The organism is Mycobacterium sp. DBP42, from assembly GCF_005924235.1.
GTDB classification, from domain to species: domain Bacteria; phylum Actinomycetota; class Actinomycetes; order Mycobacteriales; family Mycobacteriaceae; genus Mycobacterium; species Mycobacterium syngnathidarum.
The window spans coordinates 1-14,894 of sequence record NZ_VCMY01000010.1; the positions used below are offsets into that span (position 1 = coordinate 1).

Annotated in this window: 16 protein-coding genes and 2 pseudogenes; 3 read left to right on the forward strand and 15 right to left on the reverse strand. The window is 67.7% G+C overall.

Annotated features, from left to right (window positions below; genetic code table 11):
* Together E0T84_RS12500 and E0T84_RS12505 are read right to left on the reverse strand one after the other, a co-directional pair.
* Window positions 1-220, reverse strand: a pseudogene (locus E0T84_RS12500) (hypothetical protein); the annotation flags it as partial.
* A gap of 47 nt (window positions 221-267) precedes the next feature.
* A complete protein-coding gene (locus E0T84_RS12505) occupies window positions 268-1,164 on the reverse strand; it encodes a mycobacterial-type methylenetetrahydrofolate reductase (protein ID WP_212757708.1) in 897 nt (298 codons plus the stop codon).
* A 184-nt stretch (window positions 1,165-1,348) separates the two neighbouring features.
* On the opposite strand from E0T84_RS12505, the gene E0T84_RS12510 reads away from it, so the two are divergent.
* Together E0T84_RS12510 and E0T84_RS12515 are read left to right on the forward strand one after the other, a co-directional pair.
* A complete protein-coding gene (locus E0T84_RS12510; protein WP_138744607.1) occupies window positions 1,349-2,110 on the forward strand; it encodes a S9 family peptidase in 762 nt (253 codons plus the stop codon).
* A gap of 9 nt (window positions 2,111-2,119) precedes the next feature.
* Window positions 2,120-2,572, forward strand: a complete 453-nt coding sequence (locus E0T84_RS12515) for a 6,7-dimethyl-8-ribityllumazine synthase (protein WP_070186136.1) — start codon at window positions 2,120-2,122, stop codon at window positions 2,570-2,572.
* On the opposite strand, the gene E0T84_RS12520 is transcribed toward E0T84_RS12515, so the two are convergent.
* The 3 genes and pseudogenes from E0T84_RS12520 to E0T84_RS32720 all read right to left on the reverse strand — a co-directional run.
* On the reverse strand, window positions 2,569-3,390 hold the full coding sequence (locus E0T84_RS12520; protein ID WP_249383629.1) for an alpha/beta hydrolase: 822 nt from the start codon (window positions 3,388-3,390) through the stop codon (window positions 2,569-2,571). The genes E0T84_RS12515 and E0T84_RS12520 overlap by 4 nt on opposite strands.
* Window positions 3,391-3,509: 119 nt before the next feature.
* A complete protein-coding gene (locus tag E0T84_RS12525) occupies window positions 3,510-3,947 on the reverse strand; it encodes a helix-turn-helix transcriptional regulator (RefSeq protein WP_249383625.1) in 438 nt (145 codons plus the stop codon).
* Between the two features lie 193 nt (window positions 3,948-4,140).
* Window positions 4,141-4,413: pseudogene (locus E0T84_RS32720) on the reverse strand (hypothetical protein); the annotation flags it as partial.
* 319 nt (window positions 4,414-4,732) lie between these two features.
* On the opposite strand from E0T84_RS32720, the gene E0T84_RS12535 reads away from it, so the two are divergent.
* The gene (locus E0T84_RS12535) at window positions 4,733-5,353 is read left to right on the forward strand and encodes a TetR/AcrR family transcriptional regulator (protein ID WP_070186189.1); all 621 of its coding nucleotides are present in this window, start codon (window positions 4,733-4,735) and stop codon (window positions 5,351-5,353) included.
* Here the strand turns inward: E0T84_RS12535 and E0T84_RS12540 are convergent.
* The 10 genes from E0T84_RS12540 to E0T84_RS12585 all read right to left on the reverse strand — a co-directional run bounded on the left by E0T84_RS12540 (window position 5,332) and on the right by E0T84_RS12585 (window position 14,876).
* Window positions 5,332-5,724 carry a hypothetical protein gene (locus E0T84_RS12540; protein ID WP_070186137.1) on the reverse strand — a complete coding sequence of 131 codons (393 nt, stop codon included), beginning with the start codon at window positions 5,722-5,724 and terminating at the stop codon, window positions 5,332-5,334. The two genes, E0T84_RS12535 and E0T84_RS12540, sit on opposite strands and share 22 nt — an antisense overlap.
* A 74-nt stretch (window positions 5,725-5,798) precedes the next feature.
* Window positions 5,799-6,296 carry a hypothetical protein gene (locus tag E0T84_RS12545; protein ID WP_070186138.1) on the reverse strand — a complete coding sequence of 166 codons (498 nt, stop codon included), beginning with the start codon at window positions 6,294-6,296 and terminating at the stop codon, window positions 5,799-5,801.
* Window positions 6,297-6,437: 141 nt separating this feature from the next.
* The gene (locus E0T84_RS12550; RefSeq protein WP_070186139.1) at window positions 6,438-7,037 is read right to left on the reverse strand and encodes a TetR/AcrR family transcriptional regulator; all 600 of its coding nucleotides are present in this window, start codon (window positions 7,035-7,037) and stop codon (window positions 6,438-6,440) included.
* Window positions 7,038-7,100: 63 nt separating this feature from the next.
* Window positions 7,101-7,787 carry a hypothetical protein gene (locus E0T84_RS12555; RefSeq protein WP_070186140.1) on the reverse strand — a complete coding sequence of 229 codons (687 nt, stop codon included), beginning with the start codon at window positions 7,785-7,787 and terminating at the stop codon, window positions 7,101-7,103.
* Window positions 7,784-8,710 (reverse strand): VWA domain-containing protein, encoded by a 927-nt coding sequence (locus tag E0T84_RS12560; RefSeq protein ID WP_070186190.1) that lies wholly within the window; start codon window positions 8,708-8,710, stop codon window positions 7,784-7,786. Before E0T84_RS12560 ends, E0T84_RS12555 begins: the two co-directional genes overlap by 4 nt.
* Complete coding sequence (locus E0T84_RS12565) at window positions 8,707-9,666, reverse strand: hypothetical protein (protein WP_138744610.1); 960 nt, start codon at window positions 9,664-9,666, stop codon at window positions 8,707-8,709. The genes E0T84_RS12560 and E0T84_RS12565 overlap by 4 nt, the downstream gene beginning before the upstream one ends.
* Window positions 9,657-10,130, reverse strand: a complete 474-nt coding sequence (locus E0T84_RS12570; protein ID WP_070186142.1) for a hypothetical protein — start codon at window positions 10,128-10,130, stop codon at window positions 9,657-9,659. Before E0T84_RS12570 ends, E0T84_RS12565 begins: the two co-directional genes overlap by 10 nt.
* Window positions 10,120-10,986, reverse strand: coding sequence for a DUF58 domain-containing protein (locus E0T84_RS12575; protein WP_070186143.1), 867 nt, complete (start codon window positions 10,984-10,986; stop codon window positions 10,120-10,122). Before E0T84_RS12575 ends, E0T84_RS12570 begins: the two co-directional genes overlap by 11 nt.
* Before the next feature lie 7 nt (window positions 10,987-10,993).
* Window positions 10,994-11,995 (reverse strand): MoxR family ATPase, encoded by a 1,002-nt coding sequence (locus E0T84_RS12580; protein WP_070186144.1) that lies wholly within the window; start codon window positions 11,993-11,995, stop codon window positions 10,994-10,996.
* Entirely contained in the window at window positions 11,970-14,876 is a 2,907-nt protein-coding gene (locus E0T84_RS12585) for an RND family transporter (protein ID WP_138744611.1), read from the reverse strand. Before E0T84_RS12585 ends, E0T84_RS12580 begins: the two co-directional genes overlap by 26 nt.
* Between the last annotated feature and the right edge of the window lie 18 nt (window positions 14,877-14,894).

Below are 14,894 nucleotides of genomic sequence, written 5' to 3' on the forward strand. Positions count from 1 at the left end.
CCTCGTTCCACGATTTGGCGCCCATCTCCCGGGGTGTGGTGTCGGCCTGCAACTGGGCCAGCAGCCGATGCAGCGGGGAAGGTAGTTGGCAGGTCAGGGTCTCGTACTCGTCGAGCACCGCCAGCAGCTCACCGCGGTTCAGCGAAGCGAAGTCACACGCGGCGAACACGTCGAAGGCGGCCCGCAACCCGGCCACCGCCTGAACCGCACCCGCCTGCATAATTCGAACATACATTCGACCACCGACAAGTGCGGCCGTGCGAAGTGCTAGCCGATTCGGTCGGGCGCCCAGTAGGCAAGCATCTCGGCGAACGTCTCGAAGGCCGGCTTCGACACCCCGTAGGCCGCCTCGAAGTGGATGCTCAGCGGGAAGCCGAGCTCGGCCACCCCGTCGATCACCCGCTTGTACAGATCGAGCATCAGCTTGCGCTTCTCATCGGAATCCCGTTCGGCGAGCTGGCTGACGAACTCCTGCTCAGCGGCCACGGCCTGGTTGCCCGGATCCTGGATCAGCCAGTTGATCAGGCCGACCCTGGACTCCATCTTCGGCACGAAGCCGAACGACAGCAGGATCTCGGGCCGGTGCTCGGTGGTCTCGGCGAATTCTTTGAGGTACCCGACGATGGCATCCGAGTACAGCAGCTGGGTCATGCCGTACGTCGCGCCCTGCTCGCATTTGAAGTTGAACCGGCCCTGCTCACCGTCGCGGGTCGGGATCAAGATGGCTCCCCGGTTGGGCACCAGCTGCTCATAGATCGAGAGGGCATCCGTGGGTGCGACACCCTCGCCCTCGCCGTCCTTCATGGTCCGCGGCACGCCGACAAAGGCGATGCCGTCGAAACCGGCGCCGCTGAGGTCGGTCAGGCGCTTGCCCAGCGCCTCCTGGCTCAGGAACGACGTGACCTGCGTGCACAGACCACGCATACCGGCCAGCTCGGGCCGGAGGATGTTCCAGTAATCCAGGACATCCATCCGCGGCTTCATCTCGATCGGACGGTCATCGTCCTCGTCGATCATCCCGGGGATCATGACGTGTCCGATGCGGCCTTCGATCCCGGTCTCGGCGGCCAAAGCCAGCACTTTCCGCGCCTCGTCCACGGGATATTGCAGGCCACGTTCCAGGTTCGGCGGGACGAGTTCCAGCGCGATGGTGTTCAGGGGCACGGACTTGCTCCACATCTCATTGCGTTCAGTCGCAGCATGCCGGGCGGCACTGACCAGCAGCAGACGATGCTGTCCAGACTACGTATCGCGGCCTCGGAGGTGGCGGGCTGGTTACCCATACGGCGTCAGGAAGTGCCGTGGCGCACATTCCGCTGCGGCTGCAGCTTCGTGGTAGACCACCTGCATGGCTGAGCGCGTCACATTCCCCAGTTCGACCGGGCCTGCGCTGGCGGGCGTGATCGATCGGCCGGACGGGCCGGTGCGGGGCTGGGGCGTGTTCGCGCACGGCTTCACCCTCGGCAAGGATTCGCCCGCCGCCTCCCGTATCTGCAAGCAGCTGGCCGCCGACGGCATCGGGATGTTGCGCTTCGACGCGTTGGGCCTGGGTGATTCCGCGGGGGACTGGGGCGATGGCTCCTTCACTGTCAAGACCAACGACGTCATTGCGGCCTGTACGTTCATGGCCGACCGCGGCACGCCTGCCGACCTCTTGATCGGACACTCGTGGGGCGGTGCGGCAGTGATCGCAGCGGCCCGACGATCCCCCGGCGTGCGGGCCGTGGTGACCGTCGGTGCGCCGTTCGACCCCACGCACGTCGAACGCCAATACGACGCCGTGATCGATCAGGTCTGCGCCGAAGGCAGCGGCGAGTGGATGGTGGGCGGGAGGACGCTGACCCTCAAGAGGGCATTCGTCGAGGACGTCCGGGCCGCCGAGCTACTGGACAAGATCGAAGGCCTCAAGTTGCCGTTGCTCATCCTGCATTCTCCGACCGACAACACCGTGGGCATCAAGAACGCGAGCGACATCTTCTGGGCCGCCCGCCATCCACGCAGCTTCGTCTCGCTGGAAGGCTCCGAGCACCTGCTCACCAGGCCCGGGCAGGCCCAACGCGCCGGCAGGATCATCGGCGCATGGGCCGACGCCTACCTCGACGTGCGATAGCGTCACCACATGTCTGACTCAGCCACTCAGATCGCGTTCGTGCAGGCCACCTGGCATCGCAACATCGTCGACAAGGCGCGCGAGGGGTTCACCGAGCAGATCGGCAGCCACGGATTCGCCGATGCGGCCCTGGAGTTCTTCGAAGTACCCGGCGCCTTTGAAATCCCGCTCACCGCAAAGCGTCTGGCGCTTACCGGGCGCTACCGGGCGATCGTCGCGGCCGGGCTCGTCGTCGACGGCGGCATCTACCGCCACGACTTCGTGGCCACCGCGGTGATCGACGGGCTGATGCGCGTGCAACTCGACACCGATGTTCCGGTGTTCTCCGTCGTGCTCACTCCGCACCATTTCCACGAGCACGACGAGCATGTCGACTACTTCACGAAGCATTTCGTGAAGAAGGGCGCCGAGGCGGCCAACGCCGTCGCCGCGACGCTCGCCGTGCACGGTTCGTTGGGCTAAGAACCCGTCGCGCGGCGGACGTGCCCGGAGATGTGTTCGTAGACCCTGCGGGTGACGTCGACGTTGTCACTCATGATGTTGTAGCCGTGGTCGACGTCGGGCACTTCGTGATACTCGGCGAGGGAGCCGACCGCGTCGAGCTTCTGGGCGTACCGCCAGGCCTCGTCGCGCAGCCGGTCGTACTCGGCGGTGACGATCAGTGCCGGGGCGATGCCTTCGATTCCGTCGGCGTTGGTACCCCAGGCCGGTGAGGCCAGGCGGTCGCTGCGCCGAGCCCGCTCGGGAATGTAGGCGGTGTCGAACACCTCACCCATCCAGGGCTTCATCACCGCCTTGGCACCCAGTGGAGAGTGCTTGTCCTTCGTCGCGGTGACCAGATCCAGTGGCGGGTAGTGCAGAACCTGCAATGCGATCGGGGGCCCGCCATTCTCGAGCGCCAGCCGGGAAGCCGCCGCACAGAGGCTGCCGCCCGCGCTCTGGCCGCCGAGGCACAACCGGCTGCCGTCCCAATCCCGCTCGGGCGCCGAGACCCAGCTCAACACGTCATAGATCTGATCGACCGGGGTGGGAAACCTGTGTCGCGGTGCCAACAGGTAATCGACATTGACCACAACGACATTCGCGTTGGCGGCGAGATAACGGCACCACGGGTCGTCCTGTGCACGGTGTCCGACGACGAAGCCGCCGCCGTGCACGTTCACGTACACAGCCGGTTTCGCCGCACCTGACGGCGGGTGGTACACCGTGGCGGCGACGTCACCGTGCCGGGTCGGGATGTCGGTCAGCGTTGTGCGGCCCGGGATTTCGGGGAATCGCACGCCCGGTTTGGGCGCCGGGTTGACGGCCGCCGAGAAAAACCGTGCCAGGGCGTCGGCCAGTATCGGTGTGGACAGTATGGACACGGTTTCCTTCGGATGCGCGGTCGGGGACTGCAAGGTCAATTGAGGGTGTCTGAAGGATTCTCACCGAACATGTGGCGGTAGGCAGCGGCGAAACGCCCGGTATGGGCGAATCCCCAGCGAGCGGCGACGGCCTGCACGGTCGTCGTGGCCGGATCGGCGTTGAGCAGCTCTTGACGGGCGTGGTCGAGGCGAACGCGGCGCAGGTAGCCCATCGGCGAGTCCCCGAGGTGGCGGCGGAACATGTATTGCAGCGCTCGTGGCGTGACATAGACGGCTTCTGCGATGTCGGCGAGGGCGATATCGGCGTCGGCGTTGGCTTCGATGTAGGCGATGGCTCGGCGCAACAGCACCGGTTTGGCATCGCGCCGATCGGTCGGGCCGGGTTCCAGCCCGGCGTTGGTCGGCATGGTGGCCACCACGGCCGCCGCCAGCATCGAGGCGCTGGTCGAGGCGACGAGCGAGGTTGACTTCATCGAAACTGACCGGCCCCAACCACTTTCGGACGATGCGTGTAGCCGGGAGCTCATCACGCGCCCGGCCGATGGACATCTTCGTGTAGGCGCGCGCCAGGAAGTCCTCGGTTGCGCCGAGGTCCGCGCTCGTGAAATCCAGGTCTTCGTACGCCGTCATCAGGTCACGGAATCCGCTGACCGCCATGAAGTCGACCGCGCGCAGGTCCAGGACGAAGGGGGTTCCGGTGTGGACGAGACGGCGGATCGCCGCTACCAGCCGGCCCGAGTTGCAGATGTCGATTTCGCCTTCGACCACCAGCACCGTGGCCGGGCCCCGGACATGCGCCGACACCCGCGCTCCGGCGCAGTCGATGACGGTGGTATCGGTCGACCGAACCGGTCGCAGCCAGTCGGGGTAATAGTGAGTAGCAGTCATGATGGCACTCCATCGCCTTGCAACGGGAGGGGCGAGGTGAACCTCGACCATGCGACCGGCTGTGTGCTCAACCGAGTCGAGGTTATCGCGATCATCACCGGCAGGGACCGGTACGAATTACGAGCCAATAGCCGGGCGATGTGGGAATTGTGCTGGGCGCCAACAGTTCTCACCAGATTCGGGACTCTCCACGGCGTATCAGGATTTCGTTGCCTGGATAGCGGCGAGGCCCGGCGACTTCGTTTACCGGCCCGATGATGTGAATCCGGCCACTTCGACCGCGAATCGGCGTCGGAAAACCCCTGGAAATGGCGCCGGCGAGGGCGAAACATGAACATGGCTCACGTCAGCGGTGTGCGACGATTCAGAGGTGGTCTCCCACAAGCCACTGCGGCGCCGACAGCCCGTCCAGGAACGCAGCCGACGCCGCGTCGAACGCATCCGGGCCGCAGCGCTCGAGCTCCTCGAGACCCAGGGCGTAGACGCCGTCACCACCCGGGCCATCGCACATCGAGCCGAAGTGCCTGTCGCGACGGTCTATCAGTTCTTCCCCAACCGCGACGCGATCCTGCAGGAGATCGTCACCGACCACCTCGACCGGCGTGACGCAGATGGGGCGGCGTTTCTGGCCACGCTGACACCGACCAGCCTGGCCGAGGTCACCCACGGCATCTTCGAATTTCACTACGAGCATCTGCGCAACCATCCGCACCTGGTGAACCTGCACTACACCAGCCTGGCCAGCGGCCTGATCGCCGACCCGAGGGCGCGCCGAGCCGAGTTCGCCAACGCCATGCACGCCAGGCTGCTGAACTGGGGTCTGCTACCCGAGGGCACCGACCCCTTGGTGACGATGGTGGCGGTCGAGATGGGCGATCGCCTGCTGGAGATGGCTTTCCACGCCGGGCGGGAGCGAGACCGGGCGATCCTTACCGAGGGCGAGCGGGCGCTGACGCAGTATCTGCAGGCTTACGCCGCACCCACGTCCTGATCGACGGCGCGTCGCTGCTTTGCCAGGGCGAAGCGGGTGAGCGTGCCGACAAACCGCTCGAGGGCGGCGCCCCGGCCGCGCGCGACGGAGCGCGGGACCCAGGATTCGCCGCGACGCTCGAGCGTCAGCTCTTCGACCGGCTCGTGGAACACCGGGGTTGCCACGCCGGGATCGGTCGCGTCCTGCCAGTTCTCGACGATGTGGACCTGTAGGCGCCTGCCGTCGAGCCTGCGCACCCGCACCGACGACGCCGACACCGCGACGGCGAGGGTGGTGGTCGGGAAGTCACCACCGATGCCCACCTGGATGACGCCGTCGACGAGCGGAACCGTGAGGAAAGTCGTGCCCCGGCGCAATCGGTCGAGATCCATACCGTTAATGATTATCATTTTCAACTCACCCGCTCAACTGCGCGCGCGAGTGCCCTGCTCAGGGGGGCAGCGGGTCAGCGGCGGACGCCGCTACCGCCGACCTCGGCGGCAAGCGGCGGCGGCAACGGCGTGGTGGGTGTGGGCGTCGCCGCGGGGGCGGACGCTCCCGGGCGGTGGAAGTCGACCATCGCCTCCTCGCGGATCACTTTCTCCCCCGCGCTCAGTACCAGCGACTTCGAGGTCACCAGGTATTCGATGCCGGCGTTCTCGACGCGAAACGCGCCGTCGTCGTTGCGGGTCGCGGGCACGATCAGCTTGGCGCCGTCGCGCAGCCGCACCCCTCGGTACTCGTACTTGCCGCCCGACACCGAACAGATCGCCACTCGTGACGCGTCGGTGCTGCCGAACAGTACGGTCGCGTCCGCACTGGCGCACCGGGCTGTGGAGTCGACATACCCCCGGGCATCGCTGGACGGCGCAGCCGAGGCCGACGGGGCGCCCACCGCGAGCAACGTGACACCCGCCGTCACCGCAGCGGTGAGACAGCGACGCAGGGACCAGGCATCAGTCATCGGTTACCACTGAACCACGGGTTTGCTGCTCACCGCAGCGGCAACCCCGGGACACCACCGAATCGTTAGATCCCCGCAACACAACCGCATCCGCCGGTGAGCCCGTCGGCGCCGCCGACGGACTGCGGTCGAAGCGTCGGTCTATGGTGCCAGGCTGCGCATGGTCCTGACGACGTAGTCGTCGAGCAGGGCGTCGCGGGTGGGCCAATCGTTGGTCGTGATCAACAGCGCGTAGAAGCCGAGCAGAAAGAACACCGCGCTGTTCCACGGGTTCACGTCGGCGGCGACCTCACCCTGCTGCTGTGCCGCTTCGATCTCGCGGGCCACCCCGGAGATCACCGGATGTTCCTGACTGTCCGGGACAGGGGGCCGGGTCTGTGAGAAGTGCAGGGCCAGAAAGTCTTTGAACAGCATGCCGCCGAGCCTTCGCTCCAGCCCGACCACCAGCCGCATGGCTTCGCGCAAACCTTCCTCCAAGCTGTGCGGCTTCTTGAGAAACTGGCCGTACTGCTTGGCGATCCGTACCTCTTCACGCTGCTCCAGTTCCAGCAGCACATGCTCCTTGGTGGGGAAATGAAAGAAGAACGTGCCGTGCGCGACGCCCGCCGCGGTGACGATCGTGCCCACATCCGCGTCGGCCATGCCGGCGCGCTTGAACTCGGCGATCGCCGCACCCATCAACCGCTCACGCGTCTGTAGGCGCTTCGCCTCCCGCGCAGACAGCCCGTCCGCCACCGCCATCCCACTTCCTCCGCTTGAATCTCGAGACAAACGAACCGACTCAACGTCTTGCCTGACTCGAATCTATCCCCTGGCCGCATCACGCAAGATCTGTTGCAGCCGGTCCAGCGGATCCCCGGATGCGGGGTCGAGCCGGTCGGGCGATCGCGTGGGTGCCGTGCCTGCCGACCCCGGTGGCGGCGCCTGCGCGGCCGGAGGCGGCGGCGGTGCGTTGGGCGCCACGGTGGCCCCGGCCGATGAGATCTTGCGGTCCAGCCGCGCCTGCGCGTGGTTGCGGATGTCGCGCCGATCCGGATCGGCGTCGGCGTTGCCGGCAAAGCAACCGTCGGGGGCGTGCTGCACCACATCTCGTGCCGCCAGGTAGTGACCCAGAGCGCCGCGGCTGTCGGACGCCGCGTTCGCGCGGTCGCCGAGTGTCTCGCGGACCAGCTCCAGATTGACCATCGCCGAACATGATTCAGCCGCACCCAGGCGGGCCGCCGCGTCAGCGAAGTTCCGCTCGGCGTCGGCCAGCCGGTCCTCCAGAACGGCGAGGGTGCCCTCGGCAAAGGTTGCCTTGCCCGGGTCGACGACGTTGAACAGCTCGAGCCGCCCGACCTCGCCCGCCAAAGCCTCGGTGTCACGGTCGGCAAAGCTGGCGGCTGCCGAGTTGCCGATCACCACGACCGAGAACAGCTTGACGATCGCGATGACGAGCACCAGCGCCACCGGGGCCGAGTACACCAGTAACCGGCGACGCAGCGTGCTCATGATCGCGGTCCCAGGTCGAGCGGTTGGGTGCGACGGAACTCGCGCAGCACAAGATAGAGCTCCACCACAATGAGCAATGCGGCCACCGCAGCGAACAACCAGTACAGCTCGACGGTGCCGGCCATCGCGACGGCCGCGGGTTCCTGGGCCTGGCTTTGACCGCCGGGAAGGGCCTCGGCCAGCGGCTTCGCAGCGGTGCGCGGCACGAACGGCACCCCGATCTGGTCGGCCACCCCGCGAAGCGCCTTCGCCCCGGCGTCGTCGTACCCGAGTACCGCGCCGCCGTCCACAGAATTCTCGGGCAGCAGGAATTCACGTTGCGGCGCTTGCGATCCCGGAGCTCCCGCGCCGAGATAGAACACCAGGTTCTGGGCGCGCGGAAACTGCTGCATCGCGCTGATCAGCTGATAGCGCAGAACGCTGGCGGCCGCGCCGACGTTGGCATCCGGGGCATCCCCCACCGCCGCGTGCGCGGTCATGGAGGTCACCACCGGTCGCAGGCTCCAGGTATCGGCCGACAGCGGCCAGTCCACGGACGGTCGGTCGGTGAAGCCGATCAGGGCGACGCGGGCCTGCGGATACCGTTCCATCAGGGCCGCGATGTCGTCGCGGGCGGTGGCGATCCGGGACCGACCGTCGGTGCCGGGCCCCGACATGTCCGGCGAACGATCAAGGATCACAAAGACGTTGGGGTCACGATCGCCGGCCGGCCGGGGCACGGTGTCACGGGTGCTCCCGGCGATCGGGCCGAGCGCGGCGACGAGCAGCAACAACCCTGCCGTGGTCAGGGCCGACCAGCGCCACACCGCCGGCCAGCCGCCGCCTTGTGCCCGGACCCGGCCGAAGGTGATCGTGCGTGCCACGAGCAGCACCACCGCAAGCGCCGCGACGAGCAGAGGCGGCAGGACCGGTTCGAGCCTCATGACCGCATCACCACCGGCCACCACCACAGCACCCCGATGGCCAGCAGCGCGAGCAACACCGGAATCCCTGGGGTTTCGGCAGATCGGACTTCAGTGGACTCGCCGGTGGAGCCGGCTCGCGGCGGGTGTTCCCGGATCTCGGTCAGATGTGCAGCCACGTCGGCCGATCCGAACCATCGCCCGCCGGTGCTGCGGGTGAGCCCGTCCGCGGGCCCGCCGCCGGAACCGGGGGTGATCGCGTTGACCTGGACCCCTGCGGTCACTGCGAGTTCCCGGAGCCGATCCGTACGGAACAGCGGGGTCACGTCACCGGGACGCGGCAGGAATTCGGGGCCGACGTAGATCATCGACCGCCGCTGCGCGGACGGTTCCGAAAAGGACGGGAAGCCGGTCAAACACATGGCCAGCACGTCCTCGACGTTGGCGGCGTAGTCGACGTAGGAGACGGGGGCGACGAACGGGCGAGAACCCTCCTGCCGCCCGAAGGCGGCGAATTGTGCTGCGGCGTATTGGTAGTCACGGGTGAGTGGGACGACCCGGCGGTTCGCCGAGGAGAGCCCGATCCGTTCCGTGCCGAAGGAGTCGGCGCGCTCGGCGAAGTACCGCAGCGTAGTGCTGACCGCAGGATCGGTGAGCGGGCCGCCGACGCACACCATGATGTCCTCGGGGGTCGCGACCTCGGCGGCGCGACCCCACGCGGGCAGGCCGGTGGGGCGCGCCGCGACCAGTGCCGACGCCCCGAAAGCGACCGTCAGCATCGCCATGGCGACGACGGCCGACACCGTTCGCCGGCGCGCGGTCCGCACGTATGCGGGCAACCGGGTCAGCCGCGCGGTGTTGGCCAGGGGTAGGAATTCGTCTTTGTCGACCGACTGCGTGGGCAGCAGGGCCAGACCCACACACCCGGCAAGTGCGAGGCAACCGGCCATCGCCACCGCCCACCAGATCAGGTCCATTCGCGGATCAACTCCTCGGCCGTGGCACTGGCCACACCGGCATCGAGCGTCGAACGGTGGTTGAACTGAATGTCGGTGATGTCGGCCAGGATCGGCACGGCCGGTGCGGCGGCACTGTCTGCGATCGCGTCGACCTGCATGTACCGCGCAGGCACCCCCGTCGCGGCTTGCAGGAATCCCCGTAGCTCGACGCTCAGCGCGGCACCGGCGTCGGCCGCAGTGAGATCGCCGGCCCGGTAGCGGTTTCCGATGGCGCGGACCGCGCGGGCTGACCGGCGCCGCAGCAACTCGGCCCGCGCAGCGCCGAGGACTGGTAGCTCACGTACCGGACGTCGCGGTGAGGTCAGCACGAAGACGCCCGCGTACCAGGCACCCAACAGCAGGGTCAGGCCGATCGCCGTCCACAGCCACACCGACGAGTAGGGCGTGGGGCCGATCACGTGCTGCAACAGGTCATCCGGCACGGGCGTACACCCCGGTCATCGCGGTCAAGGCGGCCCTGATCCGCACGCTGCCGGTGACCCGGGCATGCGGCACTCGCTGCAGGGTCAGAAACTCGGAAAGCTGCTCGCGCCGTTGCGCTTCGGCGCGTCGGTAGTCCTCGATCACACTCTGGTCCAGACCGGTCAGGATGGGCCGTCCGTCGGCCACCTCGTAGCTGCGCCCGGTGTCCCGGTGTGCGCTGACCGCAGGCATGTCGCTGACCAGGGCCCACAACACGTCGTGGCGGGCGGTCAGGGATCCCAGCACCTCGGCCAGCCGGTCACTGATCTCCGGCTCGTCGGAAACCACGAAGATCAGCAGCCGGTGCCGGTAGTGGCGGGCCACCCACTCGAGCTGGACCAGAATGTCGCTCGGGCCGGGGTCATCGGTGGCGTGGTGGTGGAACCGGTGCAGCAGGCTCTCGATGTGGGTCTCGCCGCGGCGCAGCCGGATGTCCACATTGCCGCGGTGGTCACCGAGCACCATGGCGATCTCGTCGGATCGAGGTAGCGTCATCAGCCCGATCGCGCCGATGAGGTGCTGAGCCACCGTCCTTTTCAACTCGCCCGACGGCGCCACTGCGCAGCTGTTGAGTCCGGCGTCGGCGACCACCAGAACCTTGTGATGTTTTTCGGAGACGAACCGTTTGATCAGGGTGTGTCCGGATCGTGCGGTGGCCTTCCAGTCGATGTCGCGGACGTCATCGCCGGGGACATAGGGGCGCAGCTCGTCGAATTCCAGGCTGCGGGTGTGTATCAGGGCGTAACGGCCGCCTTCGAGTAACCCCCCGATGTCGCGGCCGGCGTACGCCTTGGCGGAGTCCAGGTACCTGCCCATCGCGGCCTCACGGGACCTGCACCGCGCGCAGCACCGCGTCGACGACCACGTCGGGGGTGATTCGCGCGGTGGCAGCCTCGAAGCCGAGGATCAGCCGGTGCCTCAGCACTCGGTGGGCCAGCCGGGCGATGTCGTCGGGCACCACGTGGTCGCGGCCCCGCAGTACGGCCAGGGCGCGCGCCGTGCGGCAGAACGCCAGGGTGGCGCGGGGGCTGGCCCCGTACTCGATCACCCGCGCCAGGTTGGCCGGCAGGTGATGCCCGGGCTCGCGGGTGACGGCCACCAGCCGGCCGGCGTACTCGACGAGGGTGCGGTCCAGGTACACGGTGCACACGATGTCCTGCACGCGACGCACGTCGTCGATGGTGACCACGGGCGCCGCGCGATGACCGCGGTCGTAGAGGCCGGCGTCCATCCGGGCGGCGATCTCGACCTCGTCGTCGATCGACGGGTAGCCCACGATCTCCTTGAGCATGAAGCGGTCGGTCTGCGCCTCCGACAGCGGATAGGTGCCTTCCTGATCGACCGGGTTCTGGGTGGCGATGACGAGAAACGGTTCGGGGATGGGGTATTCGACGCCCGCGATCGTGGTCTGGCGTTCCTCCATCGCCTCCAGCATCGCGCTCTGAGTCTTGGCGCTGGATCGGTTGATCTCGTCGAGCAGCACGATGTTGGCGTGCACCGGGCCCAGCTGGGTGCTGAACGAGTTGCTTGCCGCTTCGTAGATCTGGGTGCCGATGATGTCGCTGGGCAACAGGTCAGGTGTGCACTGGATACGGCGGAAGCTGCCGTCGATGGACTCGGCCACCACGCGGGCCGCGGTGGTCTTGGCCAGGCCGGGCACGCTCTCCAGCAGCAGGTGCCCGCCGGCGAGCAACGCCAGCAGCATCGATTCGCGCAGGTGTTCCTGCCCTACCACCCGGGTGCTGAATGCCGAGGTCACCGCCCCGACAATGCGCTGCGCCTCGGCGGCATCGCGTTGGTCAGCGTGCAATCGCGGTGCGGTCATGAATCCTCTCCGGTCGGCCGTCCCCCTTCCCAGACCCAGTCGATGTACCCAGACTTTGCTCATCCCATGCCCTGCTGCCCGGGCCCGCTGTCGCCGGTACCCGCCGCGGCCACCAGAACCACCGGCCCAGCAGCACGGCGATCGGCGGAACCACGAAGGTCCGCACCACCAAGGTGTCGAGGAGGAGCCCGATACCGATCGTGGAGCCCACCTGGGCGATCGTCACGACGCTGGCGCCCAGCATGGCGAACATGGTCAGCCCGAACACGATGCCTGCCACGGTGACGACGCTGCCGGTGCCGGCGAAGGCCCGGATGGTCGCGGTCCGAATCCCGGCCCGGGCCTCGTCACGCAGGCGCATGGCCAGCAGCAGGTTGTAATCGGCGCCCACGGCGACCAAAGCGATGAACGCCAGTGCCGGTACCGCCCAGTGCAGGGCCTGACCGAATCCGAACTGCCAGATGGCCACGCTGGCGCCCAATGCCGATGCGTAGGAGATCGTCACGGTGGTCAACACCACGATCCCGGCGACGGGGCTGCGCAGCATGCCGGCCACGATCACGAAGATGAGCACCAGGGTGGCGATGACCAGCAGGGTGAAATCGTGCTGCACGTAGGAAATGAGTTCCGCGGTGGCCGTTCCCACACCGGTGAGGTCGACGGTGCCGCCGGCAGCCAGCGGGGTGTCTTTGAGCGCCTCGGCAGCGGCGATGCGAATCTCGTAGGAACGGTCCGCACCATCGCGCCCCCAGGACTCACCGTCGCCGTAGACGAGCATCCGGGTGGCGTGGCCGTCCGGGGAGAACATCATGGTCATCACCCGCCGGTATTCGGGATCCTCGAAAGTCCTTGGCGGCAGATAGAACCCGCCCTCGGAACTGCCGTCGAAGTCGGCGCTGAGCTGGGAAAGGTACCCCGTCATCTGCTGCATCTGCGGCCCGACACTGCCCAGGCTGGCGCGCAACGTGGAAGTGAGACCACGCAGCTGGGACAACGCGGCGCGCATCGTCGCCACGCCCCTGGCCGCACCGTCGAGTGAGTTGGTGGCACTGCTGGCGCCCTCTTCGAGCGCCCCGGCCCCGCCGGCCAGGGTGCCTGTCGCACTGACCGCATCGTCGAGGGGCTTGACGATTTTCTGCACCGCGGCGCAGATCGGATTGGCCGCACAGTCGGGGTTGTCGTTGACGAACTGGCGCAGCGGATCGGCGTATCCGGAGACCTGCTGCAGGTTTCCCTGCAATCCGGACATACCTGCACCGATGTCCTGCGAGCCGGCCCCGACCCGGTTCAGGCCGTCGACGGCGCCCGACAGCCCCCGTTGCATGCCGTTGAGCGCAGTGTCGAGTTGTCCGATGGTGGCCACCACGGTGTCCATCGAGTCCATCCCGTCGAGCGCGGATTGTGCTGTGCCGTCGAGCTGTTCGCCGATCTGGCCGGCCTGATAGGTCAGCGTGCCCTGACGCACCGGGGTGCCGGCGGGCCTGCTGGCCGACTGCACGGTGCGTACCCCGCGCACCTCCAGGATCCTTTTGGTGACCCGCTCGATGGTGATCAGTCCGGCTGGGGTCCGCAGATCGCGGTCGGCTTGGATCGACACGATCTCGGGCAGCAACCGGTTGTCCGGAAACCTGCCGTGCACCGCTTGGTAGCCCCGACTGGATTCGGTGCCGGAGGGTTGTGCGGACAACTCCGCGAAGCTGACGTTGGCACCGAGCAGCGGGACCGTGCAGACGATCAACGCGGTCACGGCGGTGACCAGAACCGGCCCCGGCCACCGCGCGACGGCGGTGCCGATCCGGCGCCACCGGCGGTTGATCCGCGTGGCCCGCGGCTCGACCAGTCTGCGCCGGCTGAACCAGCCGATCATCGCGGGGGTCAATGTCAGCGCACCCATCATTGCTGCGAGAACACCTATGCCACTGGGTATCCCGGCGCTGCGCAGAAAGCTCACCTTGGCGAAGGTCAGGCAGAACAACGCCGTGGCGATGGTGGCGGACGACCCGGCGATCACCGGCGCCACCCGGCGGTAGGCGTCGGCCAGCGCATCCGGTGGTGGCAGGCCGGCACGCCGGTTTTCGTGGTAGCGACCCAGCAGGAAGATGCCGTAGTCGGTCCCGGCACCGAGCACCATCGCCGACATCAATGCCACCGAGAACACCGAGACCTCGACCAACCCGTGCTCGCCGAGCAGGGCAACCACCGGGCGCGCGACCGCCAGCGCCAGCCCCACCGATGCCAGCGGTACGGCCGCGGTGATCGGCGACCGGTACACGACCAGCAGCAGGGCGGCGATCATGCCGACGGTCAGCACCGTGATCCGCGCCAATTGCGCGTCCAGAGCCTCGAATTCGTCGACCAGGCTGGGACCTGGACCGGTGACGTGGGTACGGAGCCCCTCGGGCGGGCCGGCGGCGTCGACCGCCGCGCGCAGGGCGGCCACAGCGTCGGTTGCGGTGCTGCTGCCCAGTTGGCCGGACAACCTGGCCATCAGGTAGGCCGCCTGGTGATCTTGGCTTTCGAAGACGGCGGCGGCAGCAGGGTCGTCCCACAGGTCCATCACCGACTCGACACCGGGAGTTTCGGTACGCAGCGCCTCGGCCAAGGCGCGGTAATAGCGGCGATCGGGCTCCCCCAGCGTCCGGTCGGCCTCGAGGACGACGTAGGCGATGTTGTTGCTGTCGGAATCCCCGAAAAGCGTCCCCATCCGTTGGGCTGCCCGGGTGGCGCCGGAATCGCTGGGGAAGAACGCCCGGGACTGTTCCTTGACGACGTGTTCGAGCTGGGGCACAGCGATATTGCCGACGCCGGCCAGCATGACCCAGATCCCCGCGACCAGCAGGGCGCATCTGCTCGCCGTTCGCCCAATCTTCTCCAGAAACATCGGTCCCCACCCATCCAT